Raw genomic sequence first — 25,353 nt, 5'->3', positions numbered from 1 at the left:
TTAACCTTCGAAATCCCGATTAAGCCAAGATGTCCGTGATGCGGACGACCGTGTGGTGCTGCCGATGACCGCGAATCCGCTTGGAGTTCTGGCGGCGGCGCTTCTTGAAGGAAAGAACCTTCTTGCCACGGTTATGCTCGACCACTTCGGCCTTGACCGTCGCACCCTTGACGAAGGGGGCACCGATCTTTGCATCGGCGCCTTCGCCGATGAGCAGGATTTCATTGAATTCTACGACGGCGCCAGCATCGGCTTCCAGCTTTTCGATGGTAAGCACGTCGTTGGCGGCCACGCGGTACTGTTTACCGCCGGTCTTGATGACTGCGAACATTTTTTATCCTTTCATGTTCGTTCCGGCTCTGTCCCTTTCGGAACGGCCGTCTTTTTGTCAGTCGGTCTAGCAGGATTTTCGAAAGCAAGCTTTTGAAGACGTCTGCCGGTGAATTTCGCTCGGAACACCGGAAGGGTTCTTCGCGAAGAAAAGAGAGAGGGAATCCTTTTCCACCTCTGATCGCGTGCGGGCATACGTGACAGACAAAAAACTGTCAAGATGAAAGCTTGTAAAGTCTTGATATTCGCCCCTTGCCAGCCCCATCTTTCATCGCTATGAGAACGCCCGCGCCATCCAAAGCGCGACCAGCCCCCGCGGAGAGGTGGCTGAGTGGTCGAAAGCACCGCACTCGAAATGCGGCATAGGGGCAACTCTATCGTGGGTTCGAATCCCACCCTCTCCGCCATTTTGAACCTTCGGCCGTAAGGCTTTTCCTACTTAACCGATGCTTTCAGCCCTTTCTTTGTATCTGGACATTTAGTCAGGGCCACACTAGCGGCGCGCTCAGCTTCGTTGCAACGTCACGCCGCTCCGAAAATGCACGACCTGGAGAAATCTATGAACGAGGACGAAATCATCGCGGCTTTTGTAAGCCAAGAGAACATTGGGCTGGCGGTTGATCACCAGGACTATGCTGGAGATCTTGTTGAAGATTGGAACATCGATCCACGAGAATGGATCGAGGAGAACTTCGTTGATGTGGATCCGGCTATAGCGGAGCGGACAGCTGACCGGATCAATGAAAGTGGTCCTTGGGTCTATTTGGACCGCTTTGAATAGAGCTTGGTCTTCCGATCGCCCGTCACGGTCTCCGGGAGCGCGCTTGATAGAAAGCAGTTGTGGTGCTATCGACAAACTGCAGCAGTAGCTCAGCAAGGTAGAGCGCACGACGTAGTCGTGAGGCCCTGGTTCGATTCCGGGCTGTTGAAACGTTGTCTCATTAGGCTGCGTTTCGACAGCCCGGGTTGATAAGAGATGGATAGTGCCGATCGGCTCGCAGTATATGCTGCTCAGTGTGCCAATGTTCATGCGCTGGAAATTGCGCGGAGACAGCTTAGGCGGTCGACTAACGATGCGTTGCGGACCGGAAACTCTGTTTCTGCTGACGTTCACACCAAATCTTTAGCCCTTGTCTTCTGTGCCTGGGTAGAGGCGAGCTTCTCAAAGACCATTCATACGCCCAAGGGTTTTTCTCTCGCGGAAATAGCTCAAATAAAAGCGGCCATTCGGGATGGTAGCGTAGTTGACGGCTGGGAGAGGTGTATCCAGCTGGCCTTCCTAAAAAGCGCTGCTAAGAAGAGTAATTTCACTGCGAATGCAAAGCAACGGCTGAGAATCCTGATTGATTTATACGTGAAAGATCCCAGCCTTATTCGTAATAAGGTGGCTCATGGTCAGTGGAAGCATGCTCTGAATAGAGGGAATACCAAGATCAACAGCCAGATCACAGGCTCTCTCCAATCCCTTGATCTCATAAAAATTGAACTCTGGTTTGATTGCCAGAAGATCCTTTGCGAAATCATCGAATTGCTGATCGAGTCGCCTAACAGGGCGTTTATGGCTTCTTACTGGGGCATGATTGAAAGAGTCGAGCAAATCCCTGTCGATCGAGCTACTTGGACGATGTCGTCAAAACGATCCCGCCTTAAACCGAAACGAGCGCCGAGCTTCAGCTAAAAGAGCTTCTTAGTCATTCCAGTCGTATCGCACCTTGAGCCCGTTTAAGTTTCGATAGGGGATTGCGCCACAATGTTGGAGCATTCCAGCTATTATCCCCGGATGGATCCCGATCTGTTGGGCAAAGGCTTTTACCGCAAACTCAGATCTCGGGTTTGTTTTTCTAAAAGCTGCGAACCTCGCTCGACCCACCAGTATCTCTTCGGCCCAGGAGTCGGCTTCGTCTTCTACCCCATCACCCTCGCCGCCCTTATCGTCAGCGAAGGCTCGTCCCTTATGAAGCGTTATGTGGGCGGCTTCATGGAAGAATGTCCACCAGAAGTGGTCATTGCTCTTCATTCGCAACGACATCTGAATGATTGCTCTATCGCCCTCGAACCATCGTGCGGAACCGAAGAGACAGGTCTTCGAGATCGGCTTCTCAAGCACAAGCGCGACGCCAGCGCTGCCGCACAGATCCACCATGCGCGGATAGAAAGTCTCCGGTTCGCTGGTTGTTAGCTTACGGATTTCGAGCACAGCGTTCGCAAATTTCTCGGCGTCGAACGCCGGCAGATTCATCCCGCGCGCTTTCTTCTCTCCGAGAAGCAGCCACGCAGCAACATGGTATTGACTCGTCTCGAAGGCTTTAGATTGTCTATGATGGACAGCTAAGTTTGCCCATCTGGCACCGAAAGCATGCGGGCTTCCGACAGCAAAAAATTCCAGCAGGGAGCTCAGAAGTCGGCCGTTATCATTGGTGGCGGGCAGCACACCACGATCTTTAAGTTCTTTGATCGGGAACCTGGAAAGAACTTCATCCGCGTCTGCCAGGGCCTGGTGGTTTACGGCCTTCGCTTCATAGAGATCCCATTTAGCCTGCAAGCCTGCCCAGATGCTGGCCTTCAAACCAAGAACGCGTTCTAGTTTCAGTGCCGTGTCTGCCGTCACCGGGTTGGTGCCGTTGATGATAGTGCTGACATGCTTGGGGCTCATGTCTGCGAGCCTGGAAAATTCGGCTTGAGACCATCCCCGATCCTCAAGATACTCGGCAAGATGCTCGCCGGGATGAGTTGCCCAATCTGGCGCCCAATCTTCCTTCTTCGCTACAGCAACCATTGCCCAATCCCATCGCCATTCACTGTTTGAAAGGTCATTTGGTTCAGTGGTAGTCAACAATAGCGCGAATCCGAATCGCGACAACGGCGGCACGGTCTATGCCTCCGTCATCGCGAATTGGGACCGGGTCGTGATCAGGCTCAAATATGAGCCGCCAATTCCCGGTGATAGCTACCGCAAAACAGCCAGCCCATTCGCCATCAAGCTGATGGCATCGATCTGGCGCATCGGTAGGGACCTCGCTGAGATTGCTTGCCTGCTCCAACACCGCTAGTCGCATTTTCAGGCGGCTAGCGCGATCACCGTATGCCTTCCTTAACGCCTTGTCAGACTCCAGCTGACGTCGAAGTTTGCCACTTGCAAAATCGATTTTCATCAGCTGTTGCCTGTTACCCAATAAGTAATAGAATCGGAATCGTTACGCAATAGGTAACACGTGATCGTCGCTTAATAAAGTTCGACTCCCAGAAGGAGCAGGGTAATCGTTGGTAGGGCTAAAATCGTCTGGTCACCCGAACTCGCTCCCAGCCGAGCGGTCGACCACATCCTTCAGCAATTCCAGAACCGGATTGGATTTTGAATGTGCTTTTGTTCGGCCGCAACAACCCTCTTACCTCTCGCCCCAACGTAGAGATCCCATACATCGGCCGGAGCTTCCCGCCCGATGAAGCCCAGCCTATGGGCTTCTGATCCATCCGCATATTGGATATCTGGAAAGTTTTCCCTCGTCGCGGACATCCAGCGTTCGACCTCGAATGCGCCTACGACAACGCCTCGAACAACAGCGAGCACATACTGGGCGTTCTCGGCTCGAGATTTCGAAATGCGCCAGCAGTAACGAACGAGATTGTATACGGCTCGGCGATCGAACCGGTCATCCAGCTTGTTGACATTGATCAGGAGCAGCTTGTGCTCGGGATTCTGAGGAAACTCCGGCAGATTATATTTATCCAGGATCTCCACATGGTTCATCGGTCCGCGATCGCTGCTGGCATGACCTCCTTGAAGGTTAGTGAGACCCGGATAAGCATCGATTAGTGCGGCTTCGACCTCGAACACTGCGGAGTCGGGTATCTCGTGACGATGGATGACGTGCAGGACTTCTAACCCAGCGCTCTTTATAGCCCGGATGCGATCGAGCTTTGACCCGAGTGTCTGGCTGTCAGCCACGTCAGCGATGCCAGCAGCGTGATCGAAGACGCGGTTATTTCGACCCTTACCAACGTAGAAGGTCTCGCCGTTACGTGGATCGATCAGCCGATAGACATAATTGCCTAAGCGCTTGCATACTTCTTCGGTGAAACGTGGTTTCATTCGTTCAAGCTTATGATCTTAGCAGGCGCAAACGTCTCGAGCTTTTTCAGCCCAGACACCATACCCTTGCCGAATGTAGGGGTGCCGATCGAGCCCTTGAGCCAGCACTCCTTTTTTGGCTTGATATAGGTGAACGCTACGCAGCTTTTCTCATCGATACACGCGAGTCGGCAGTCGAGTGGTGTCCTCGCCGCGCGCTCTGGTCGGCGCGAAAGATCTCCACCAGGCAGATCGATATCGTCGTAGAGGGCGGTGGTCGGATCGATCGTCCCGAGCGTCAGAGCAGGGGGATCTGACTCTGCTCCACTCAAAAAGCGGCCCGAGAATGCGACACTGTTACCATCAGCTCGGCCGGCACTGGCCTTCAGGAAGCAATTTGGGCCGCGCTTGATCTTAGGATTGGCGTTGAAAGTGAATGCCTTGCATTGGCCATCCATCACGAGACAGCTCTTTGCGCATTCTCCTGCGTCCGTCGCGCGTATCGATGAAATATCGTCGCCGAAGAGATCCAGGCCGGTGTAGACTGCTATGCGGTTCGGACGACGTGTAAACTCTTCCAGAGGCGACAGCTTAGCCAGCTGGCTTGCCTCTGGTGCTACCGAGGCGACATCCGTCTCAGTCGAGACGTTGCCGCTCGCAGTTTGCTCATGGGTCTTCGCATCCACACTTGCGATAGAAGCGGGCGCATCTACAGCGCCTTCTGCTGGAGTTCCATAGCCGGCAGCGCGGTTGAGCTTGTATTGCGCCACCTCTTCCTGGCTGAAGACATGCATGTCGTTCGGTGGCGTCTTGAACATGATGTGCATCACATCAATCGGCGTTCCAAACCGGTTCAGCACTTCGATGATGTCAGAGATAGCGAGCTGAGCGCCGACCAGGTCGGGCGAGTCAGATGAAATCTGATGAACGCCAAGTGCCCCGTCAACTTTCCGCTCAGCGCCGGCGAGGAACACGAACGAGCACGCCGAGAAGCACTTGCTCTCCTTCGATATGTAGGTCGCCAGCTTCCGTTGATGGATATCGTCGGCGATCAGCAGGCCCATCTGCACGTTGCCGCCTGGGCTGTTGAGCGTGACAAGCTTCGCGTTCGGCGCCGCTTGAAGTGCCCGTCGGAAGTTCAAGCCAGAGTTGACGTCGATGTCGCCGTTGAGCGCGATGACGCCGGGATTTGCATCGTCAACGGAAAACGGACCGAACGTCTTTACTGCAGCAGACGCACCGGAGACTGATAGAAGCGATAGCATAACGCCAGCGAACGCAACTTGAAGTCGATTACGCATAGAACAGACCCTTTACCCGCGGCCATCAAACTACATCGGCACTCAGGGAGCAAGGAGCTCCCGGCGGCATGGGCTAGCTATTTTGGATGTGCGTTAATCTTCGCCATGGCGTGCCGGAATTATCCTTGGCCTCCTCAACGGGGCATCCTACGCATCGTCTCGATCACCAACGGAGATTGAGATGGCAACGATCAGAAAACTCAGAGGACGCTGGCAAGCACAGGTCCGTCGTCGTGGTATGAAGCCGCGGGCGAAGAGCTTTGACAGCAAGGCCGACGCAGAGAAGTGGGCACGGGATCTTGAGAGTCAGGTCGATCGGTTTGGCGCGGCACCGGATACAAAGATCCTCGAGAGCACGACGCTGGGGCAGCTCCTTGAGCGTTATCAACGTGAGATCACGCCGACAAAGCGTGGGGCGGTTCAGGAGGATCAGCGGATCGACGTGCTTCGTCGCCATGATCTCTCGCATCGGACGTTGATAGGTCTCAGCCAGCAAGACATCGCATGTTTTCGCGATGAGCGGCTTCAAGCCGTAGCTCCATCTACGACCGTTCGAGAGATGGCAATCCTAAGCCATGTTCTCGAGGTTGCGACCCGCGATTGGGGGATGCCTCTCGCTAAGAACGTCGTGAAGCTCGTGCGTCGTCCGGTGATACGCAACGAACGCTGCCGACGCCTTACAGGAGACGAGGAGCAGCGGCTACTGGACGGATGCGATGCTGGTCAGATCCCTTATCTGCGCACGCTGCTCATCGTCGCAATCGAGACCGGGATGCGTCGAGGAGAGCTTCTGGGGCTTGAATGGTCCGACGTCTCGCACAACCGCCGCGTCATCACGTTGAGGCTGACCAAGAATGGATCTGGCCGACAGGTGCCACTGAGCAATCGAGCTTTTGACGTGCTGATGGACTGGAAACAAAACGCGGATGTAGACCAATCCGCGGTATTCCCGATGACAGCAGGAGCTCTGGAACAAGCTTGGCGCCGTCTGTTGATACGCGCCGGGATCAAGGGGCTCCGGTTCCACGACCTCCGACATGAAGGTATCAGCCGCCTCTTCGAGCGAGGTTTGAACGTGATCGAGGTCAGCAGCATCTCGGGCCACAAAGAACTGCGGATGCTGAAGCGATACACGCATCTGTCTGCCGACGATCTCGTAACTCGTCTCGCGGCGCCGAAACCATCCGCAGCACACGTATAGGGATGTTGCCGAAAGTTGACACTTCAACGCACGGGTGCTGAAAAGTGTCAACTTTCAAACCTAGAAAGCTGCTGAAATGTCAACTTCGCGACTGGCATCCATCTCAAAACAGCTGGTTTACCCTCGCTAAGTTGACAGAGGTTTACATTTGATTGACACTTTTTGCTGATTTCGGTCGTTTTTGCCGCCGCGTCAACTTCAGGTTATTCTAATATAGCCGAGTTGGCCGCGTTCTATTAGATGGCGACGCCGCAGTCCGACGTTTTGCATTCATGCGATGATAATGCTGATCCGCGGCTGCGCTAGTCCAACCAAGGAAGCCGTGTGTGGCAAAATCGAAAACGTTTCCTAGGTGACGCGCTCAGGGCCTGCTCGCGCTCCAGAACACTAGCTCAATCGTTCCGTGGAGAGCTGGATCTGTGAGCGCAGTCTGTGCCGCCAGGTTAGCTCTTAGCTTGTTGTCGCCACACCGGACGTTGTGAATTCCGGCGGCTCCGTATTGCTCATTCGCTTCTGGATGCCGCAATCCTCCTACGCCGGCTCGTCCAACCACCCTCTGAGGTCTCTGCTCCTTCCCGAAACACGAAGTCCTAGACGCCGTCAATGAGCTCGATGGGGATGGGTTTAGCGTCCACCGATGTCCGGGGACGGATCCTCCCATGTTGTTGAAGTCGATGCTGGCGATCGTAGGCTAGCTCGGTAAAGAAGCGACAACTTCAATATCGCCAGCTACCGGAGCTCGCCTGGGATGAACCTCGAGGGTTAGGCACCACGAGCGCAATCGTCTGCATCTCAGTTGGTTCGAGCTATAAAGTAAACAAGGCAAGAGCGCATTGGCGATCGCTTCAACGGCAGTCCAATCGTCGTTCGCTCATGACCTGCGTCATCTCAAAGCAGTCGACGCTATAACCAAGTCAAGCGGCGATGTGCTGCTTCCGGACAATCAAAAGGAGCCGTATCAGGCGGCGACCAGGGAGCTACTTATGGCAAGTGACGGCGTGATCTTGGCCCAACGCCTGGATGAAATTGTTCGTATGCGGATGCTTCTGCATCCGAAGGACTGGAAGGCCGAGAGCGTGTTGATGATGAACAGGTGGTTTGACTATCGGTTCACCTCTCCTCTTTCGCTGACCCTCCAGTTCGGAGAGATCTACAGGGAAAAGTTGCGTGCTCATATCCGCCGCCATGAGGATGTGGGGAAGGCGGAAACCGTGAGTGGCACGAGGGAAGGAGTTCCCCACGAGCCAGCAAAGTGGTTCACTATTCTGTGGAAGGCGCGACAACGGGCCGACGACTTCTTCCTGCCTTACGATGAATATATCGAGTTCTGCTTCGATTTTTCGTCGCGCCGGAAGCGGTATTGGACGATGTTGCCAAGCCAGCTTCATCCTTCTCTCAAGAACCGTGAAGCTTGGCTCGAAAGCTTTGATCGGTTCTATGCAGATCGCATCACTGCTTTGGTCAAGAATGCCGGTGAGATTCCCGAGTATCGCCTGGAGAATGATCTTGGCTTGCCAGCCCAGGTGCAGTTCCGGGAGATTATGCTCTCCGAGATGTCGTTTTCCAGCCGCCGAATGGCAGATCAGATTGCGGAGCGCGTATATGCGAAGCGACATCTCGATCTTGCTTCTGCACTCGCACGGGTCGTGCCGGACGATCGTGAAGAGGTGAGCAATCGCGCGCAGTCGAGTCTTTCGCACGGCGATTGGCCGGAGGCACCGTTAGTCAAGCTCACGCCATCTCAGCAGCTTCCCAGTTGCTTTGGGATTGCCGAGAGCTTCAACGCCGAGGGGTCTCATTGCTCCAATTGTCCGCTAGTGGATAAGTGCTCAGTGTTCGGGCGCAAGGCAATGGACATCACTGCTCGGCTTACCGGTTACTCATCCCCGCTGTGGGAGGCCGACAAGCGCCGGGTGGCCGGCAACGTCGCGAACTGGCGGTCACGTAAGCTTTCGACCCAGGAACATCTGACGATTCCCGAAGCCGGGGTGAGTTGACCAGTAATAGCCAATGTAATCGCTCCCTATGTGTATCTCTTCTTAAAAAGAAATATAAACATAGGGAGCGATTACATCGTCCAGCGTCCTCCCCTCGAAGGCAGCTTCTATAAGCTCTTCCCGGGAAACGGAAACGTCTTATCCAAACGATCCAGAAGACAACACCACGCCGCCTTCCGGCGGCGTGGACGATGACCTGCAACGAAAGGAAACTACTATGAAGAATGCAATGTTGGACCTGCGCCGGTTCTTCCGGAACAGGTTCGAGCGCTTCGTCAACCACAATGATGCGGGTGGCTCCGGCGCCGGTGATGGTTCCGCCATTGGATTCCGTGAGCTGTGCGGAATCTTGGCTAATGATGTCGAGCCTTTTCCCAGGCACTACGACCGGGATCTTCGGCGGCTTTGCGGCCAGTGGCCTTTGGGTCAGTGATGTCCTCGACTGCGGCAGTCTCATTGACGGCATGCGCGGTCGTGATGTCGCCTTCACGGGGAGGCAGAGTGATGCTCAGCGCTGAACTTAAGCAGCGTTTGGCTGAGCTGGTCGAGAAGGGCCGTCAGCAGGAACTCGATTTCCTCGACATGCTCGGCCGGATCGATCATCCGATGCCCAAGCCGCCCAAGCCCAGAATCCGTGTCCAGGCAGTTTCACACCGCTGGTCGCCCACGGTTGCTTCAGACGCCGGGATTGGAAGGGAATAGTAAGCTCTGCTTCATACCGCGCACGAGAGTGCGAGGATGCACCTTGTATCGCTCGGCAAGCACGTCGAGCGATACCTTGTCAGTGGCCAGTGCGTCGCGAGCCTCAAGGATCTGCTGCGGCGTGAGCGCAGGAGGTCTACCGATAAAGCTGCCCCTCGAGCGAGCCGCAGACATTCCGGCCTTTGTGCGCTCACTAATTATGGCGCGCTCGAATTCAGCCATTGCTGCCATGATATGGAACGTGAGACGGCCACCGGACGTCGACGTATCGATGGCCTCGTTAAGGGACCTGAACTCTATGCCGCGATTCCCAAGGTCGTTGATCGCGCCGATAAGATCAATCAGCGATCGGCCAAGTCTGTCCAGGCGCCAAACGACAAGCATGTCGCCGGTCTGGACCCTATCCAGAGCTTCGGTCAGTCCCGGCCTATCGAACGTCGAGCCAGAGATGCCGTGGTCGGTAAAGACCCGATGACAGCCGCTCAGCTCCAGAGCTTTTAGCTGGAGATCCAGATGCTGCTCGTTCGTCGAGACCCGGGCGTATCCAATTTTCTTCAAAGCGACCTATCCTGCCCATCCACAACCGCATGATACCCGTTAAGCCATTGACTTAAAGGAACCTTTTTGTCCGGCATGGGATTAGCTGTGAACCGCCTTGCCCGCTTGTGAAGAAACAGAGGGTTAGGGCGGCGGCGGAGTGTTGTCCAAGCTATGGGATAAAGGTTCCCTTTTGTCGGCTCGATTTCCTGGATCTTGCATGCGATTTCATGCTGCGCTTATCGCCCTCGCATTCGCCTTAAGCGCTCCCGCTATAGTTCGCGCGCAAGAAGCGAGCGTCTACCTCTTTCTCAACGAGGACACCGCCGAGACCAAGTTTGATGGCCTCAACGTCAGCTTGCGAGCCGAGTTGACTGACAAGGCTCTCACTGCACGAGAATTCATGCGCACGCCGCGCGTTTGGCTAACTTGCTATGATGGCGGCCGCCAAGTCATGTCTATCGACACCGCCGATAATCTGGATCCCTGGCCGTCAGTCCGCGACGATCAAGATGTCGATACAGATGCAAGGCTTATCTCTCAGACAGGTTCCTTTCCGGAACTCCAAACTAAGCTGAAGGCTTCTCGCGTTACCCATCTCATGACCATCAGTATCGACATTACCGGCCGTGCGGGAGATGTTGTGCGCTCCTGGATGCAGGGGTTTCCCATCAAGGTGAAGGCGTCCCCAGGAGGAGGGCTCAACGATCTCGATCTGGTCATCTTTCCCGAAGCTAGGAGCCAGATGTTTCGCACAAATGCTGCCGCTTTAGTTCGCGGATGTGAAGTCCTGAATGGCAGTTAATCGCCTTTGCCTAGGAGACTCACCTGCGCGTTCGGCATGACGAGAGCTATGAAGCGACGTTTACGACCGCCGCGCCAGCCAGTGACCATCCTCGAGTCAAAGGCAGCTATGCCAGAGCCAGCCGGTTCTTCTCCAGCGCTTCTCGAGCCCACGGAGCCCATAAATCCGCTGGCGGCAACCAGAACCAGCCGCCTGCATCGTCACCGACGACCTCCGATGTGCCGATCGCCGCGCAGGCCGCAGTTAACAGGCAGATCCACGCTGCTCGTTTCTCGTGGTCCGTCTCTGCTAGCATTACATCGAGCAGTGCCTGATTGCGCCATTCAAGAGCCTCGAAAATGTCGTTGAGAACGCCACTGTCGACGGCATGGTCATACAGCCAGTCGAACTTCTTCCGCTTCCCCGCCGCGGGCAAAGCGAAACGCGCCTCGGGCAAAAGAACGCCGAGGAATGCGTTAGGGAAGGCTTCGATCACTGAGGTGCCGGGCCGAATAGCCTTCTCAATGGCTTCGCTCGACGATGCAAGATGGAGAATCTGCTCTGCAGTATGAGACGCCGCGCGGCGCAGATCCTTGCCATAGCCATGATTGCTCAGGCCCGGCTTGCAGCGTGTCTGAAAGGCACCGCGAATGAACAGGCGTTCGCACACGCGGTCCAAGCTGTCATTCGCACCGAGAGGGACAAGCGGCCCGTCGATTGCAATCACTGAAAACGTTGTCGATGGAGGGATGTGGAGGCTACGACGCTCCCAGTCCGAGTGTGTCCTTGCTGCGTTGAATTGTCCGCCATTGCTCCAGGCGATGCCTGTTGTCGGCCGTGACTTCGAAAAGCCGACGTCGATGCCAAGAAGTGCGATGGAGTTAAGGTCCATCAACAGGTTCCATCGTTTCAGCGTGGTTTTCAACCCCTGGCTGTCGTCTTCGTGCTGACTTCATTGCTTCCACGATTTCCATTGTCTCGACAGAAACGCGGGTGACGCGCATCAGGAGGTCGACTACTTTCTCCTTGTAGTCAACAAACTGATAGGTGTTGAACTTCTCCCGGATAGTCGGGTTCTTCGGCGTCTTCTCTTTGTATTGGTCAAGAATCCATTCAAGCCCGGAGCGGTTGCCTAGCTTGTAGGCCCATGCCTCGTGCGGAACTTCGGAGAGTTGCGTCTCGCTATCGACTTGGATCGTCCCGTTGTTCTTATCGGCCTTGAGGACGGCTATTGGCGCAACGCCGGCCGCTGTTGCTCGATTGTCGGGCGTATCTAGACGTTCAAGTGGCCAGGGCTCGACAGTTTCGTAGCCGGTATGCAGCTTCATCAACTGCGCGCCCCAATCGACCCAGCGGCGGAAATCCGGATAAAATGGAACGCGCGGGAACTCGTGCTTCAGGTTGGGGGCGTATCTTTCGCGGTAGACAGGGTCGTGTAGGACGGCATAGACATAGTAGAAGATATCTGTTTTGGTGATCTTTTCAGTTTTGCCGTAGCGGGTCTGGAACTGCTTAAGGCCCCAGTCGGTGATATTATCGACACGTTCGCCAAGTGATGAGTAGCGGTGGAGAGGGAGCCCCACTGCCTTCTCAAGAGTGTCGAAGCCGAAAAGGCCATCAATTACCAACAGCTGGAATGGCTTCGTGGACGCGGCTCCCGACATGACAAGGACTTGGTTCCTGGAGCGATAGTCACTACCAAACATCTCACCGTGAATACTCGTCAGCCTGTCCGAGAAAGCGGCGTCAGCGTAATAAAGCTGCTGGAAGAACGGTCTATACATAAATGGGCGGAGTCTATTTTCCCACTTGAATTTGAGGCCACGTCGCGCTCTGTTATGAAGCGCTTCGCTCCATTTAACAGTAGGGTCTAGGACCGCGGTGAACGCTGCCCCTGATAGACCCGTCGCTTTTTCAGCAGACGCATTGTAGCGTTTGATCAAATAGTCGATTTTTGGCTTGAGATCACCTTCGGCCTCACCGAAAACCCATTCATCTCGGGCTGTGTTCACCCCTGGTCCATACAGACGGAAAATTGCCCTCTCCTGCGCTTTCGTCCGTGCGTATTTCGTTTTCTTGTCTGCGAGCGGAATCAGATCATCCCACTGGTTCTCCGCCAGGTTAATCCAATTCCCTTTCTTGTCCGGCTCGATTCGCTCGAAGCTCAGTCCTGACAGCTTTGATGAAGCCAAAAAACTCAGCTTTTCTACCCCGGTTTCAAACTCCGGGCGGCGAGCATAGAAGATCTTGCAGCCCTTCTGGCGCCGCCGTTTGACTAGGAAAGAGATGGCCACACCTGTCTGGATGCCAAAGACATTGTGCTTGGTGCCGGAAAGCTTTGGATTGGCTCTCACATCGCCGCCGAGATCGACGACATAGATCTCGTGGAATTCCTCCGCCACCGCCTTGCGGAAGCCGTCGAAGGTGCGGCTGTCTATAAAGGAACGGTTGGTGACGAAAGCCAGCACGCCATCGTCATGCATGCGGTCGGAGGCCCAACGGAAGAAGCGAGCATACATGTCGTAGACCTTGGTCTTCTGGGCGCACGACAGCCGGATGTAGCTCGACTTAATTAGCCGATCTATATGTTCGTAGACGCGGTTTTTGTTGTTATCGTTCTCGTTCTGCTGATTGGCATTATATGGTGGATTGCCGATGACCACTGAGATCTTCCGAGCATTTTGTCGCTTTACACGAAGAATGTTCTCATCCGACAATGCGCCAAACAGGTCACCAACATGCTGCCCCGTCTTGATGCTGAGGGCGTTCACATTGTCCAGCGTGTCGACAAAGCAAAGATTGGAGAATTCTGCAAACTGGCCAGTGATCGCCGCATAGGTCGCCTCGATGTTCAGGTTGGCGACGTAGTAAGGCAGGATCGCCACTTCATTAGCATGCAACTCGTTCTTGTATTTGTTCGCGAGCTTTTTTGGGTCGCCTCGAAAATAATCAAGCAGTTCGCAGATGAAAGTGCCGGTGCCGGTCGCCGGGTCGAGGATTTCGACATGTTCATCGATCAGGTTCTTGCCGAAATGCTTCTCACATAGCCAGTCTGCCCCCTCGATCATAAACTTGACGATCTCGTTCGGCGTGTAGACCACGCCCAGCCGGTCGGCCTTCTTAGTGTCATAGACCTTGTAGAAATTCTCGTAGATCACTTTCAGGAAGGTCTGCTTTTCAGCATGGCTGGTGATTTGCGCCGCGTTGGCACGGATTGCGGCGTAATAGGGCTCTAGTCCCTTTAGCGTTTCCTTCTTCACCGCGCCGGTGAAGAACTTGCCTTCCAGCGCATAGAGTTCCTTTGCGATGTTATTTTCGTGGTGAAAATCACCCTCGTTGAAGACATTGGCGAATATCTCTTCGGTCAAGATGTGCTGGATCAGCATTTCTCGCACGTCGGCTTCCGAAAGCGTCGGGTTGATCGTTTCCTTACAAGTATCGAGAAATTTCTGCGCCTCAGCGCAAAAGGCTGGGCTTTGGCTATAGGCTATATCGATGCGTGAGCGCAGCGCATCTAGCACGCGCGGCAAATAGGTCTTAAACTCCTCAACCGCCTTGCGGAATTCGCGGATCTCGGCGCGCTCATAAGCGAAGAACAGCGTGAGCAGCTTCAGCAGCGCACTGTTGTCGGTCATCGAACAGCGGAACACCTCCTGCCGATCCTGAATGAGCACGGCAGTGTGGGAGTTCTCGAAGATGATGTTGTCCTGCGGATAGCCCTTGGCGAGCTTCTTGCGTATCTCGACATCCAGATCGTCGGCAGTGTCCTTGGCCTCCCAGTAGCCGAAGGGAAGGCCGATCGAATGGAAGATTGTGCCGTCCGGCCGGATGCGCGACTTTTGCACAGAGGCAAATTCGTATTGCGCAGCGAACTGCCAGTTCAGCTGTCGAGCCCAAGTCTTCAAGAGGTCCTTGAAGGCTTCTGAAATAACACCTTCCGCGACCGAGCCTGAGAATTTCCGCAAGCGGTCGAGTTCATTGAGATATTGATTGATCAGTTGCTGGCTCATGAGGTCCCCCGTGAGCAGAAACTAGATGGATCGTTCAGTCATGGATAGCGTAATGTTCTTGTCGTCGGCAATTATAAGGATCCACCGCCGGGGCGGCTGCAGAAGGCACGCTTGCGGCAGCCCCTTCCGATTTGCCAGCCCCATCTTTCATCGCTATGAGAACGCCCGCGCCATCCAAAGCGCGACCAGCCCCCGCGGAGAGGTGGCTGAGTGGTCGAAAGCACCGCACTCGAAATGCGGCATAGGGGCAACTCTATCGTGGGTTCGAATCCCACCCTCTCCGCCATTTTGGCCAAAGCGGCCAAGTTTGAGGAACATCCCAACCATCCGATACGCCTGATGTCCGCAGAGCGAGCGGCCTTCCCGCCGACAGCGCGTCGTCACGTTCGTCAGAAAGCGACCCCGGTCAAGTGCTGCGAGACATCCCACAGACGTGCCGCCGCCGTGGCGTCGAGCGCCTGCGGCGGTATCTTCGCTTCCGCCGGATATCCCCGCCCCTCGCTCAATCCGTCCGGGCCGTAATAGGCACCGCCCTTCACATCCGGCGAAGTCGCGGCAAAGAGCGTGGGAAGAGCGCCTTGCGATGCCGGCTGGAACAGGAACCACAGAAATGTGCGCGCCATGCCTGCGGCACTCCAGCGTCCCGGAGCGTTGTGGAGAAGATCGGTGCGGGACACACCCGGGTGTGCGGCAATGCTGGCGATCCCCCATCCACCGGCTTCGCTCCGCCGTTGCAGCTCGAAAGAAAACATAAGGCAGGCGAGTTTCGACTGGCTATAGACCGGCATCGGCCTGTAGTTCTTCTCCGCGTTCAGATCGTCGAAGTCGATCGCACCGTTGCGGGCAGCGATGCTCGACAGCGTGACCACGCGCGCATTCTTGCCCTTGCGCAGAAGCGGCAGAAGTTGCCCTGTCAGCGCGAAGTGACCCAGATAGTTGGTGCCGAACTGCAATTCAAAGCCATCCGCCGTTTCCTGCCGCCTTGGCGGCACCATCACGCCGGCATTGTTGATCAGCAGATCGAGGCTGTCCCTCTCGTTTCGCAGCCTTTCGCCGAAATCCGCGACGGACTTCAGACTCGCGAGATCGAGACGCTCGAACCGCACATTCGCACCCGGCGCGTCATTCCGAATTTTCGCGACCGCGGCAGCACCTTTTTCAGGGTTGCGGCCCGCGATGATGACCTCACCACCCGCTCGCGCCAGCGCCAAGGTATCCTCGAACCCCAGTCCTCCGGTGCCGGTGACGATCGCCGAGCGACCTTTCTGCGAGGGAATGTCGGATACCGTCCACTTTGCCATGATCTTACCTTTTCAGAAAACCGCACTTGGTGTAAAATAATATCGCACTCAGTGTAATTTTCAAGAGGCTAACTGGATGAGAACGAGTAGCGGGCCGGAAGTTCCCCCTGAAGGCTTGCGGGAGCGCAAGCGCCGCGAGACTCTGCAGCGCATCACGGACGCGGGAATCTGCCTGTTCATCGAGAAGGGTTACGAAGCGACGACGCTCGATGCGATCGCGGCCGCGGCCGGCATTTCCCGGCGGACGTTCTTCTACTACTTCAAGTCCAAGGACGAGATTCTGCTGTCCCTGCAAAGCGGTGTGGGCGACATGATCGTCGATGCGCTCAGGGAAGTACCTCGGGACAAGCGGCCTCTCGAGGCGATCCGAGACGCGGTCGTAAAGGTCTGCGCGCTCATTCCTGCCGACGACATGATCGCCATCGATCGCCTGATGCGCTCCAGCGAAGCCGTTCAGGCTCGAAAGCAAGCGAGCTATGTTCAGCAGGAGAAGGCTCTCTTTGCGGCGCTGCGGGAGCGATGGCCGGACCCTCAGCGCGAAGCCGGCCTGAGGCTCGTCGCCATGCTCGCGATCGGCGCGATGCGCCTCGCATCCGATGCCTTCAACCGTGAAGGCGGCAGGCGCCCTATGGTGGAACTGCTCCACGAAGCATTTGACGCGCTTGAGGCCGAAATCCGCCCTTCACCGGAATAGATGGCCGACGGCTATCGCCATCGCCGCACGTGTTCGACCAGGGCACGAAGCTTCGGTGCCATGTTGCGCCGATGGGGAAAGTAAAGGAAGAAGCCGGGAAAGGGCAGCAGGAAATCCTGCAGCAGCGGAACGAGCCGACCGGTCTCCACATAGGGCCGGAAGGTCTCTTCCAGCGCGAAGGTGATCCCGACCCCGCTGAGCGCCGAGCGAAGCATAAGGCGCAGGTCATTGGTGGTGATCTGCGGCTCGACCGCCACATCGAAGGGAATGCCGTTCTCTTCAAATTCCCAGCGATGTGGCGCAACATTCGGCGCAGGACGCCAACCGATGCAGCGATGATGGACCAATTCGCGCGGATGCTTCGGGGCGCCGTGCGCCGCCAGATAAGCCGGTGCCGCAACGGCCGACTCGCGCTGATCGCCCGTCAGCGGCACCGCGATCATGTCCTGTTCGATCACCTCACCCAGCCTCACACCCGCATCGAAGCCGGCAGCGACGATGTCGAACTCCTCGTCCGTGACCGTGACGTCTATCGTCACATGCGGATGCGCATCCGCAAAGGAGGCAAGCAGCGGCCCGGACAGGAACTGCTCGGCAATAGAGGTCACCGCAATCCGCAACAGGCCCCGTGGCTCATCTTCACCCGCGACCCGGTCGAGCGCCGTCGCGATATCCGACATCGGCTGCGACAGGGCCTCACGCAGCCGCTCGCCCGCCTCCGTCAGGTGCACGGAGCGCGTGGTGCGGGTAACGAGCATCGTCCCGAAGACGTCCTCCAGCCGACGGATCCCCTGACTGACGGCCGAGCGGGTCACGCCGAGACGATCGGCGGCAGCCCTGAAATTGGCCTCTTCCGCGACGGCCAGAAAGAGCGGCAGGAGGTTCATGTCGATCTTCATTGTCCAGCCATGCTAACCACCGAGTTAAACGGGTGACGGATACCGGCAACAATCACAAAAGTCCATCTTCTCCCGTGAAATCGAAGAACGGAGCACGACATGGACAAGGTCATTCTGATCACCGGAGCATCCAGCGGCATCGGCGAGGGCATTGCCCGGGAACTCGGCGCGGCCGGGGCGACGCTATTGCTGGGCGCACGCCGCCTGGATCGCATCGAGGCCATAGCCGCTGAAATTCGGGAAGCGGGCGGACGCGCCGAGGCCCGAGTGTTGGACGTGACGGACCGCCAATCCATGGCCGCCTTCGCGGGAGCCGCGGTCGAGGCCTGGGGACGCATCGACGTCCTGGTCAACAATGCCGGGGTCATGCCGCTCTCGCCTCTTGCCGCCGTCAAGCTGGATGAGTGGGAGCGCATGGTCGACGTGAACATCAAGGGCGTTCTCTGGGGCATCGGGGCGGTGTTGCCGGTCATGGAGACGCAGCGCAGCGGACAGATCATCAACATCGCCTCGATCGGCGCGCTTTCCGTCGTTCCCACGGCCGCCGTCTATTGCGCGACGAAGTTCGCGGTCCGCGCGATCTCGGACGGGCTGCGCCAGGAGAGCAGCCATATCCGCGTCACCTGCGTGAATCCCGGCGTGGTGGAAAGCGAGCTCGCCTCGACCATCACACATGAGGAAACCATAGCGGTGATGGACGCCTATCGGGCGATCGCGCTCCAGCCCGCCGACATCGCACGCGCAGTTCGGCAGGTGATCGAGGCTCCGCAGGGCGTGGATACGACCGAGATTACGATCCGGCCGACTGCGTCGAGCAATTGACGCGGCGGGAGCCCTCCGATCGGAGCCGGCTCCGCGACAGCGGCATTTTTCATCCTTCAGCAACCGAACGAAAGGAATGATCCCATGACCTTTTCCTCGCAGATCAACCGACTTGCCGGCGCCGGCCATAAGCTGCTGATCGTTTCGGCACTTGTGGCCACAATAGGCCCGGCGCAGGCCAATACCGCCGTGCCGGATACCGATATCGAAGCCCGCAACCAAGCCATCGTAAGCGAGGCATTCGATAAATGGCGTGCCGGTGGCAATATCTTCGCGGGGCTTCTCGCGCCCGATGTCGTCTGGACGATCCACGGCTCCGGCCCGGTGGCCGGCACCTACCGCAGCGTGGAGGATTTCATCGAGCGGGCATCGGCTCCGCTGATCAGCCGTCTCGCGACCCCTCTGATGCCGGAAGTGCATGATATCTTTGCCGACGGCAATACCGTCATCATTCGCTTCGACGGATCGGCCACCACGACCTCGGGCGCTCCCTACCGCAACCAGTTCGTCTGGATCTTCCGCATGGAGGAGGGTTCCGTCGTGGAGGCGGAAGCCTTTCTCGATCTCGCTGCCTATCAGAACGTCGTGGAAAACAACGAACCCCGCGCGCAATAACAGCGGTCTCGAATTCGATTGCGGGGCCGGAGCAAAGCACGCTTCGGCTCCCCCCCTACCCCGAAACATTTATCATGAGGAGCCTGACCATGCAGCATGCCTTTGCAGTCTTGATGACCGTCGCACTCCTGACCCAATCCGCAAAAGCCGAGGAAACCGAATTGCAAGCCGATCACCCCTATGTCGGGCTCTGGGTCACAAAAGACCGCCATATCCGCCATGAACTTCTGCCGAACGGGCGCTATGTTGAAGCACGCGGAACGCGCGAGCGCGCCTACGAAGGACGCTACGAAGTGAGCGGCAACCATATCGAATATTGGGACGATACCGGATTTACCGCGGATGGCGATTTCATAGACGACGTTCTGCACCACGCCGGCATGATCCTCTATCGCCAGTGAAAGCGGACGAATATCCGCTCAGCCGCGGGCGATCGCGTGAAAGAAAGTGCCACTGACCGGGCCGCGCCGGCCTCCCGATGGGCCGATCTCCTTGCCGGCGCCATCGGCAATTCTGGCGAAAGGCTCATCCGTGCCGGGCGAAACCGTACTGGCATAATGGAATTCATGCCCCCGGACCGTTTCGCCCTTCCGGCCGAGCGGTCCGTTTTCCAATAGCTCCGCCTGCCGATAGCCGAGATTCATCTTGCGCCGGGCGAAACTGGTGCTGTGGGAAAGCAGTCCGGTCATCTCGTGGGTAACACCGTCGGCATCTTCCAATGTCTCGCCGAGCACCATGTAGCCGCCGCATTCGCCATGAACCGGCTTCGTCGCGGCAAAACGGGAAAGCCCTGCCTTGAAGTTCATGGCAGCCGCCAGCTTTCCGGCATGAAGCTCGGGATAACCGCCCGGCAACCAGCAGATGTCGCAGTCTTCCGGCGGAGCCTCATCGGCGAGCGGCGAGAAGGGGACGATTTCCGCACCCGCTGCCCGCCACTCACGGGCGAGATGGGGGTAAAGAAAGGTAAAGGCCGCATCGCTCGCAAGCGCGATCCGCTGGCCGGGCGGGGCGAGCGACTTTTCCGCCGAGCCGGACGGAATATCGAATGGTTTTGCCAAGCGGAAAATCGCATCGAGATTGAGCGAGGCTTCCATGGCATCCGCCAGCCGCTCGATATGCGCGTCCATTTCCGGATGCTCGCTCGCCTGCACGAGGCCGAGATGCCGTTCGGGAAGGATGAGCGTTGGATCGCGCAGGATCGTGCCGACCACCGGCAGTCCGGCCGCCTGGATCGCATCGCCACAGAGCCTCCTGTGCCGTTCGCTGCCGGCGCGATTGAGGACGCAGCCGGCGATCTTAACGGTCGGATCGTAGTGGGCAAAGCCGTAGGCGATGGCGGCAGCCGTCTGGGACTGACCGGACACGTCGAGCACCAGCAGCACCGGCAGGCCGAAGAGCCGAGCGAGGTCGGACGCCGCGCCTGAGCGGTTCGGCTCCCCCGGTATGCCATCGAACAACCCCATGGCGCTTTCGATCAGCAGAAGTTCGGCATCTTCCGCCTGGCCGCGCGCGAGATGCCGCAGCAGGTCCGGCGCCATGGCCCAGCTATCGAGGTTGAGGCCGGGCAAATGGGTCGCAGCCTGGTGAAAGCCCGGATCGATGTAATCGGGACCGGTCTTGATACCGCGCACCTTCACCCCACGCCGCGCGAAGGCCCGCAACAGGCCGATGGTGACGCTTGTCTTGCCGGAACCGGAGCGCGGTGCCCCGATGATGAGGGCACGGGCCGTCATCGAACGACCTTGCCTTCCAATACCGCCTGCATGGAGACGATCTTGCCGATCACGACAAGAGCCGGCGCCGCAAATCCCTGCTTCTCGACTTCCGTTTCCACGGTGGAAAGCGTCGCGACGAGCGAGCGCTCTTCCGGCGTGGTCGCCGACATCAGCACCGCGACGGGCGTGTCCGGCGATAGGCCTCCTTCCACGAGAAGCCGGGCAATGGCGCCGATCGTCCGCAATCCCATATAGACGACGATCGGCTCGCCGGTCTTGGCGAGCGCCTTCCAGTCCAGATCGTCTTCCGTCCCCGCGGCATGGCCGGTGGCCAGCGTGATCGCCCGGCTGATGCCGCGCATGGTGGCCGGGATATTGGCGCTGGCGAGCGCCGCAAGCGCCGAGGTCATGCCAGGCAGGATACGGAAAGGAATCTTCTCCCTTGCCAGCGCCTCGGCCTCCTCGCCGCCTCGGCCGAATATGAACGGATCGCCGCCCTTCAGCCGCAGTACCCGCTTGCCCTTGCGGGCGAGTTCGACGAGCTTGGCGGTGATTTCGTCCTGGGCGATCGAGGGTTTGCCGCCGCGCTTTCCGACGAAGACCAGCTCGGCCGTTTTCGCAAGCGACAGCACGGCTTCGGACACCAGCGCATCGTGGACTACCACATCCGCTTTCATAAGCGCATCGGCCACCTCCAGCGTCAGGTAGCGCGGATGGCCGGGACCGGCGCCGGCAAGCCAGACATGGCCGGGCTCGAAGGCCGGTGCCTCGATGATCGTTTCGATGGTTTCACTTAAACGCATATGCAAACCTTTTGCCGGTGATCGCCGGTCGGGATATAGAAGCCCCATGGAAGTGGCCAAGGAACCAGATAGCAAGAACCTGCGCCGTGGCTGGACCACGGGAACCTGCGCGGCGGCGGCCAGCAAAGCGGCGTGCATGGCACTCGTTTCCGGCAAATTCCCCGACATGGTGGACGTGATGCTGCCCGGAGGGCAACGTCCGAGTTTCGCGCTTGCCCTGGAGGAAAGTGGCGAAGGGTTTGCCAGCGCCGGCATTATCAAGGATGCCGGCGACGATCCGGATGTCACCCATGGCGCGCTGATCGTCAGCACGGTCCGACGCGGTATACCCGGCAGCGGCATCACCTTTCGCGCGGGCAAAGGCGTCGGCACGGTTACGAGACCTGGACTTCCTCTGCCGCCCGGCGAACCTTCGATCAATCCCGTGCCGCGCAAGATGATCGCCCAGGCGATCGCCGAGGTTGCGGGAGAGGCAGGCGATTTCGAGGTGGAAATCTCGGTTCCGGACGGCGAGAAGATCGCCGAGAAGACCTTGAACGGCCGGCTCGGTATTCTCGGCGGCATTTCGATCCTCGGTACGACCGGGATCGTCATTCCGTTTTCCTGCTCGGCCTGGATTCATTCGATCTGGCGCGGCATCGATGTGGCCCGCGCCGCCGGTCTCGATCATGTCGCGGGCTCCACCGGCAACACTTCCGAAAAAGCGGTTCAGACCCATCATGATCTGCCCGAGATCGCGTTGATCGACATGGGCGATTTCGTCGGCGGCATGCTGAAATACCTGCGCGACCATCCGGTCCCCAAGATCACGATCGCCGGCGGCGTCGCCAAGATGACCAAGCTCGCCCAGGGCATGCTCGACGTGCATTCCAAGCGCGGGCTTGCCGATCTCGAAGCCTTGGCAAAGGTCGCGGCGGAAGCCGGCGCCGATAGCGATCTGGTTCAGCGCATCGCGACGGCCAATACTGTCTCGCAGGCTTTCGCACTGGCCGATGAAAGCGGATTGCCGCTCGGCGATCGGATTGCTGCGCGGGCCTGGAAGACGGCGGCGAAGGCTCTCAATGACCGGAGCATTGCCCTGGAAATCCTCGTCTTCGATCGCCAGGGCAGGCTCATAGGCCGAACGCCGTTCACGCCTTCCGATCATTCGGAATCCTTGTCAGGCTGACTGTCGATATGCGGCCAACCCGGTCGGAAGCGGCGGACATAATCGGCATTGTATAGCTGGCTTTCCACGAAATCCGTCGAGCCGAGACCCTTTCCAACGAGGATCAGCGCGGTACGCTCCGCCGGCTCGACCGCCAGCCTCTCTCGGATGTCCGCCAGCGTGCCGCGGATGACCCGCTCGTCCGGCCAGGAAGCCCGCACCACGATGGCAACCGGGCAATCGGCTCCGTAAAGCGGGGTGAGTTCGTTCACCACCCGATCGAGCGCGTGGATGGCGAGATGGATCGCAAGCGTCGCACCCGTCGCACCGAAGGCCGCAAGCGTCTCGCCCTCCGGCATTTTCGAGGCTCGGCCGGAAACACGGGTCAGCACCAGGCTCTGGGCGACTTCCGGTATCGTCAACTCGCGCTTCAGCGCGGCGGCGGCCGCCGCGAAGGAAGGAACGCCCGGTGTCATCGTATAATCTATGCCGTGCTTCTCGAGCCGTCGGACCTGCTCGGCAACCGCGCTCCAGACGGAAAGATCGCCGGAATGCAGCCGCGCGACATCCTTGCACTGAATATGCGCGGAGACATATTCCGCCTCGATCTCATCGAGCGACATCGACGCCGTATCGACGATACGGGCACCCTCCGGGCAGTAGTCCAAGAGTTCGCGTGGCACGATCGAGCCGGCATAGAGGCAGACGGGCGAACGGGCGAGGATATCGCGCCCCCGCACGGTGATGAGATCCGCCGCCCCTGGCCCGGCGCCGATGAAGTGAACGGTCATCCAGGCTCCTTCACTTCTGCGAGCGCGCAGGTGGCGCCATTGGATATCAGCCGTGCCACGATGATTTCCGAGCGCTCGCCTGCCGCAGCCAGAGCCGCGGCCTCCGAAAGGCTGGAGGAAAGCGTCTTGGCGATGCTGTGCCTGGAGACGGTTCGGGTGCGCGGTTCGGCTTCAAGGAGCGCCTCGTCATCAACGATGTGCAGCGGAAGCCCGAGCTTTTCGGCAAGCTCGATGATGCCCGCTTCCTCCCGTTTGATCTCGCCGGTCGCCAGCGCAGCTATGGATATCCGTGAAATGCGCGCCTCCGCGCAAGCCGCATCCAGCGCGGACATCACATCTTCCGCCGAGCAGCCCTTGCGGCATCCCAATCCCGCTACGATCATGATCGTTTACCCCTGTTTCTGCCATTTCCATTGCGTCACCGGCAGGGCCGGCCGCCAACCCGACATGCCGCCTATCGGGGCGGCCCGCGATACTTCGATGCGGATCAGTTCGCCGCCGAGACGGGTATGGGCGGCAAGAAGAACCGCTTCCATTTCCAGCGTCACGGCATTGGCGACCAGCCGCCCGCCCGGCTTCAATGCTGCGACGGCCGCATCGAACACGCCCGGTTCGCTGCCGCCGCCGCCAATGAAGATCGCATCCGGTGTTTCCAGTTGCGAAAGGGCGGTCGGCGCTTTTCCCTGCACGACGTGCAGCCCCGGCACGCCGAAAGCGACGGCATTGCGAGCGACCCGCGCCGCCCTTTCGGGGTCCGCTTCGATCGCGATCGCCCGGAGCGACGGATCGGCGAGCATCCATTCAATGCCGATGGAGCCCGATCCCGCGCCGATATCCCACAAAAGCTCGCCGCGACGGGGAGCAAGCGCCGAAAGCGTCAGCGCGCGGATTTCCCGCTTGGTGATCTGCCCGTCATGCTCAAACAAGGCATCGTCCAGACCGAAGGCGCGGGGCAGGATACGGGCATCGGCCTTCGCTTCGACCTCGACGGCAACGACGTTCAGCACGTTGATAGCCTGCAATTCAAATTTATCGGCCCGCGCGGAACGGGTACGTTCCGCCTTCCCTCCCAACGCCTCTAGCACCGTCAGCCGCGACTTGCCGAAGCCCAAAGCGGTCAGCAATGCAGCCAGCGCCGCCGGCCCCTGTTCATCCGAAGTCAATGCGATGACCCGCCGGCCAGGATGCAGGAGGGGACGGATCAGGTCGAGCGAACGCCCATGAAGCGATACCGTCTCGATCTCCTGCAGCGGCCAGCCGAGACGCGAGGCCGCAAGCGAGAAGGCGGAGGGCGCGGGAAAGGCGACGAACTCCTCCGCAGAGACATGGCGCGAAAGTGTCGCGCCGACGCCGAAGAAGAAGGGATCGCCCGAAGCTAGCACGCAGACCTTCTGGCCGTGCAGACTAATCACATCGCGCATGGCCGCGTCGAAGGGCGTCGGCCAGGGCCGGGCCTCACCGGAAATCAACGAAGCGGCAAGTTCCAGGTGGCGCCTGCCGCCAAAGACGACGGAGGCGGAGGAAATTGCATCGCGGGCGTTCTCGCCAAGCCCCCTCACACCGTCTTCGCCGATGCCGACGATGGACAGCCAGCGGCTTTGGTTTAAACCTGCTCGCTCTGATTCAGGAGGCATC

At 58.3% G+C, this 25,353-nt stretch carries 27 protein-coding genes and 3 tRNA genes; 15 read left to right on the top strand and 15 right to left on the bottom strand.

Annotation, left to right across the window (positions count from 1 at the left end; genetic code table 11):
- Positions 1 to 19: 19 nt before the first annotated feature.
- Positions 20 to 331, bottom strand: a complete 312-nt coding sequence (gene rplU / locus YH62_RS23800) for a 50S ribosomal protein L21 (protein ID WP_046796785.1) — start codon at positions 329 to 331, stop codon at positions 20 to 22.
- Between the two features lie 316 nt (positions 332 to 647).
- On the opposite strand from rplU, the gene YH62_RS23795 reads away from it, so the two are divergent.
- From YH62_RS23795 to YH62_RS23780, 4 genes are all read left to right on the top strand, one after another.
- Positions 648 to 737: transfer RNA gene (locus YH62_RS23795), tRNA-Ser, on the top strand.
- 152 nt (positions 738 to 889) lie between these two features.
- Positions 890 to 1,111, top strand: a complete 222-nt coding sequence (locus tag YH62_RS23790; protein WP_046796784.1) for a hypothetical protein — start codon at positions 890 to 892, stop codon at positions 1,109 to 1,111.
- 79 nt (positions 1,112 to 1,190) lie between these two features.
- Positions 1,191 to 1,260: transfer RNA gene (locus tag YH62_RS23785), tRNA-Tyr, on the top strand.
- A 46-nt stretch (positions 1,261 to 1,306) separates the two neighbouring features.
- The gene (locus YH62_RS23780) at positions 1,307 to 2,008 is read left to right on the top strand and encodes a hypothetical protein (RefSeq protein ID WP_046796783.1); all 702 of its coding nucleotides are present in this window, start codon (positions 1,307 to 1,309) and stop codon (positions 2,006 to 2,008) included.
- Between the two features lie 9 nt (positions 2,009 to 2,017).
- Here YH62_RS23780 and YH62_RS23775 read toward each other — a convergent pair whose 3' ends face one another.
- The 4 genes from YH62_RS23775 to YH62_RS23760 all read right to left on the bottom strand — a co-directional run bounded on the left by YH62_RS23775 (position 2,018) and on the right by YH62_RS23760 (position 5,700).
- Positions 2,018 to 3,106: a HigA family addiction module antitoxin gene (locus YH62_RS23775; RefSeq protein WP_046796782.1), complete on the bottom strand. Its 1,089-nt coding sequence runs from the start codon at positions 3,104 to 3,106 to the stop codon at positions 2,018 to 2,020.
- 43 nt (positions 3,107 to 3,149) lie between these two features.
- A complete protein-coding gene (locus YH62_RS29650) occupies positions 3,150 to 3,482 on the bottom strand; it encodes a type II toxin-antitoxin system RelE/ParE family toxin (protein WP_082118476.1) in 333 nt (110 codons plus the stop codon).
- Between the two features lie 173 nt (positions 3,483 to 3,655).
- Positions 3,656 to 4,420, bottom strand: a complete 765-nt coding sequence (locus YH62_RS23765) for a hypothetical protein (RefSeq protein ID WP_046796780.1) — start codon at positions 4,418 to 4,420, stop codon at positions 3,656 to 3,658.
- Complete coding sequence (locus YH62_RS23760) at positions 4,417 to 5,700, bottom strand: PAN domain-containing protein (RefSeq protein ID WP_245282168.1); 1,284 nt, start codon at positions 5,698 to 5,700, stop codon at positions 4,417 to 4,419. The genes YH62_RS23765 and YH62_RS23760 overlap by 4 nt, the downstream gene beginning before the upstream one ends.
- A 181-nt stretch (positions 5,701 to 5,881) precedes the next feature.
- Between YH62_RS23760 and YH62_RS23755 the strand changes: the two genes are divergently transcribed.
- The 4 genes from YH62_RS23755 (at position 5,882) to YH62_RS30285 (ending at position 9,600) form a co-directional block, all read left to right on the top strand.
- Complete coding sequence (locus tag YH62_RS23755; RefSeq protein ID WP_046796779.1) at positions 5,882 to 6,901, top strand: site-specific integrase; 1,020 nt, start codon at positions 5,882 to 5,884, stop codon at positions 6,899 to 6,901.
- Between the two features lie 833 nt (positions 6,902 to 7,734).
- Entirely contained in the window at positions 7,735 to 8,898 is a 1,164-nt protein-coding gene (locus tag YH62_RS23750; protein ID WP_245282167.1) for a hypothetical protein, read from the top strand.
- A gap of 217 nt (positions 8,899 to 9,115) precedes the next feature.
- Positions 9,116 to 9,331, top strand: coding sequence for a hypothetical protein (locus YH62_RS23745; RefSeq protein WP_046796778.1), 216 nt, complete (start codon positions 9,116 to 9,118; stop codon positions 9,329 to 9,331).
- A gap of 71 nt (positions 9,332 to 9,402) precedes the next feature.
- On the top strand, positions 9,403 to 9,600 hold the full coding sequence (locus tag YH62_RS30285; RefSeq protein ID WP_156176996.1) for a hypothetical protein: 198 nt from the start codon (positions 9,403 to 9,405) through the stop codon (positions 9,598 to 9,600).
- Here the strand turns inward: YH62_RS30285 and YH62_RS23740 are convergent.
- Positions 9,574 to 10,158 (bottom strand): recombinase family protein, encoded by a 585-nt coding sequence (locus YH62_RS23740; RefSeq protein ID WP_046796777.1) that lies wholly within the window; start codon positions 10,156 to 10,158, stop codon positions 9,574 to 9,576. The two genes, YH62_RS30285 and YH62_RS23740, sit on opposite strands and share 27 nt — an antisense overlap.
- A 199-nt stretch (positions 10,159 to 10,357) precedes the next feature.
- On the opposite strand from YH62_RS23740, the gene YH62_RS23735 reads away from it, so the two are divergent.
- The gene (locus YH62_RS23735; protein WP_046796776.1) at positions 10,358 to 10,942 is read left to right on the top strand and encodes a hypothetical protein; all 585 of its coding nucleotides are present in this window, start codon (positions 10,358 to 10,360) and stop codon (positions 10,940 to 10,942) included.
- 106 nt (positions 10,943 to 11,048) lie between these two features.
- Here YH62_RS23735 and YH62_RS23730 read toward each other — a convergent pair whose 3' ends face one another.
- Both YH62_RS23730 and YH62_RS23725 read right to left on the bottom strand, forming a co-directional pair.
- Positions 11,049 to 11,813, bottom strand: coding sequence for a DUF429 domain-containing protein (locus YH62_RS23730; protein ID WP_046796775.1), 765 nt, complete (start codon positions 11,811 to 11,813; stop codon positions 11,049 to 11,051).
- Positions 11,803 to 14,931, bottom strand: coding sequence for a type ISP restriction/modification enzyme (locus tag YH62_RS23725; protein ID WP_046796774.1), 3,129 nt, complete (start codon positions 14,929 to 14,931; stop codon positions 11,803 to 11,805). Before YH62_RS23725 ends, YH62_RS23730 begins: the two co-directional genes overlap by 11 nt.
- 196 nt (positions 14,932 to 15,127) lie before the next feature.
- On the opposite strand from YH62_RS23725, the gene YH62_RS23720 reads away from it, so the two are divergent.
- Positions 15,128 to 15,217, top strand: a tRNA-Ser gene (locus YH62_RS23720).
- 103 nt (positions 15,218 to 15,320) lie between these two features.
- Here the strand turns inward: YH62_RS23720 and YH62_RS23715 are convergent.
- Positions 15,321 to 16,232: an SDR family oxidoreductase gene (locus tag YH62_RS23715; RefSeq protein ID WP_046796773.1), complete on the bottom strand. Its 912-nt coding sequence runs from the start codon at positions 16,230 to 16,232 to the stop codon at positions 15,321 to 15,323.
- 76 nt (positions 16,233 to 16,308) lie between these two features.
- On the opposite strand from YH62_RS23715, the gene YH62_RS23710 reads away from it, so the two are divergent.
- Positions 16,309 to 16,926, top strand: coding sequence for a TetR/AcrR family transcriptional regulator (locus YH62_RS23710; protein WP_046796772.1), 618 nt, complete (start codon positions 16,309 to 16,311; stop codon positions 16,924 to 16,926).
- Between the two features lie 11 nt (positions 16,927 to 16,937).
- Here YH62_RS23710 and YH62_RS23705 read toward each other — a convergent pair whose 3' ends face one another.
- Positions 16,938 to 17,825 (bottom strand): LysR family transcriptional regulator, encoded by an 888-nt coding sequence (locus tag YH62_RS23705; RefSeq protein ID WP_046796771.1) that lies wholly within the window; start codon positions 17,823 to 17,825, stop codon positions 16,938 to 16,940.
- A 99-nt stretch (positions 17,826 to 17,924) separates the two neighbouring features.
- Between YH62_RS23705 and YH62_RS23700 the strand changes: the two genes are divergently transcribed.
- The 3 genes from YH62_RS23700 to YH62_RS23690 all read left to right on the top strand — a co-directional run bounded on the left by YH62_RS23700 (position 17,925) and on the right by YH62_RS23690 (position 19,663).
- Positions 17,925 to 18,647: an SDR family oxidoreductase gene (locus YH62_RS23700; RefSeq protein ID WP_046796770.1), complete on the top strand. Its 723-nt coding sequence runs from the start codon at positions 17,925 to 17,927 to the stop codon at positions 18,645 to 18,647.
- Between the two features lie 84 nt (positions 18,648 to 18,731).
- On the top strand, positions 18,732 to 19,262 hold the full coding sequence (locus tag YH62_RS23695; protein WP_046796769.1) for a nuclear transport factor 2 family protein: 531 nt from the start codon (positions 18,732 to 18,734) through the stop codon (positions 19,260 to 19,262).
- 74 nt (positions 19,263 to 19,336) lie between these two features.
- Complete coding sequence (locus YH62_RS23690; RefSeq protein ID WP_137326764.1) at positions 19,337 to 19,663, top strand: Atu4866 domain-containing protein; 327 nt, start codon at positions 19,337 to 19,339, stop codon at positions 19,661 to 19,663.
- Positions 19,664 to 19,681: 18 nt separating this feature from the next.
- Here YH62_RS23690 and YH62_RS23685 read toward each other — a convergent pair whose 3' ends face one another.
- Both YH62_RS23685 and cobA read right to left on the bottom strand, forming a co-directional pair.
- Positions 19,682 to 20,995 carry a cobyrinate a,c-diamide synthase gene (locus YH62_RS23685; RefSeq protein WP_046796767.1) on the bottom strand — a complete coding sequence of 438 codons (1,314 nt, stop codon included), beginning with the start codon at positions 20,993 to 20,995 and terminating at the stop codon, positions 19,682 to 19,684.
- A complete protein-coding gene (cobA, locus tag YH62_RS23680) occupies positions 20,992 to 21,780 on the bottom strand; it encodes a uroporphyrinogen-III C-methyltransferase (protein WP_046796766.1) in 789 nt (262 codons plus the stop codon). The genes YH62_RS23685 and cobA overlap by 4 nt, the downstream gene beginning before the upstream one ends.
- Before the next feature lie 46 nt (positions 21,781 to 21,826).
- On the opposite strand from cobA, the gene YH62_RS23675 reads away from it, so the two are divergent.
- Positions 21,827 to 22,948 (top strand): cobalt-precorrin-5B (C(1))-methyltransferase, encoded by a 1,122-nt coding sequence (locus tag YH62_RS23675; protein ID WP_046796765.1) that lies wholly within the window; start codon positions 21,827 to 21,829, stop codon positions 22,946 to 22,948.
- Here the strand turns inward: YH62_RS23675 and cobM are convergent.
- From cobM to YH62_RS23660, 3 genes are read right to left on the bottom strand one after another with little or no spacing between them, the layout of a single operon-like run.
- Positions 22,924 to 23,718, bottom strand: a complete 795-nt coding sequence (gene cobM, locus YH62_RS23670) for a precorrin-4 C(11)-methyltransferase (protein WP_046796764.1) — start codon at positions 23,716 to 23,718, stop codon at positions 22,924 to 22,926. The two genes, YH62_RS23675 and cobM, sit on opposite strands and share 25 nt — an antisense overlap.
- A complete protein-coding gene (locus tag YH62_RS23665) occupies positions 23,715 to 24,101 on the bottom strand; it encodes a cobalamin biosynthesis protein (protein ID WP_082118475.1) in 387 nt (128 codons plus the stop codon). Before YH62_RS23665 ends, cobM begins: the two co-directional genes overlap by 4 nt.
- A 6-nt stretch (positions 24,102 to 24,107) precedes the next feature.
- Positions 24,108 to 25,352 carry a bifunctional cobalt-precorrin-7 (C(5))-methyltransferase/cobalt-precorrin-6B (C(15))-methyltransferase gene (locus tag YH62_RS23660; RefSeq protein WP_046796762.1) on the bottom strand — a complete coding sequence of 415 codons (1,245 nt, stop codon included), beginning with the start codon at positions 25,350 to 25,352 and terminating at the stop codon, positions 24,108 to 24,110.
- Position 25,353: the final 1 nt, after the last annotated feature.

Source organism: Rhizobium sp. LC145 (assembly GCF_001005825.1).
GTDB lineage: Bacteria > Pseudomonadota > Alphaproteobacteria > Rhizobiales > Rhizobiaceae > Neorhizobium.
This window is presented reverse-complemented; position numbering and strand designations above follow the sequence as displayed.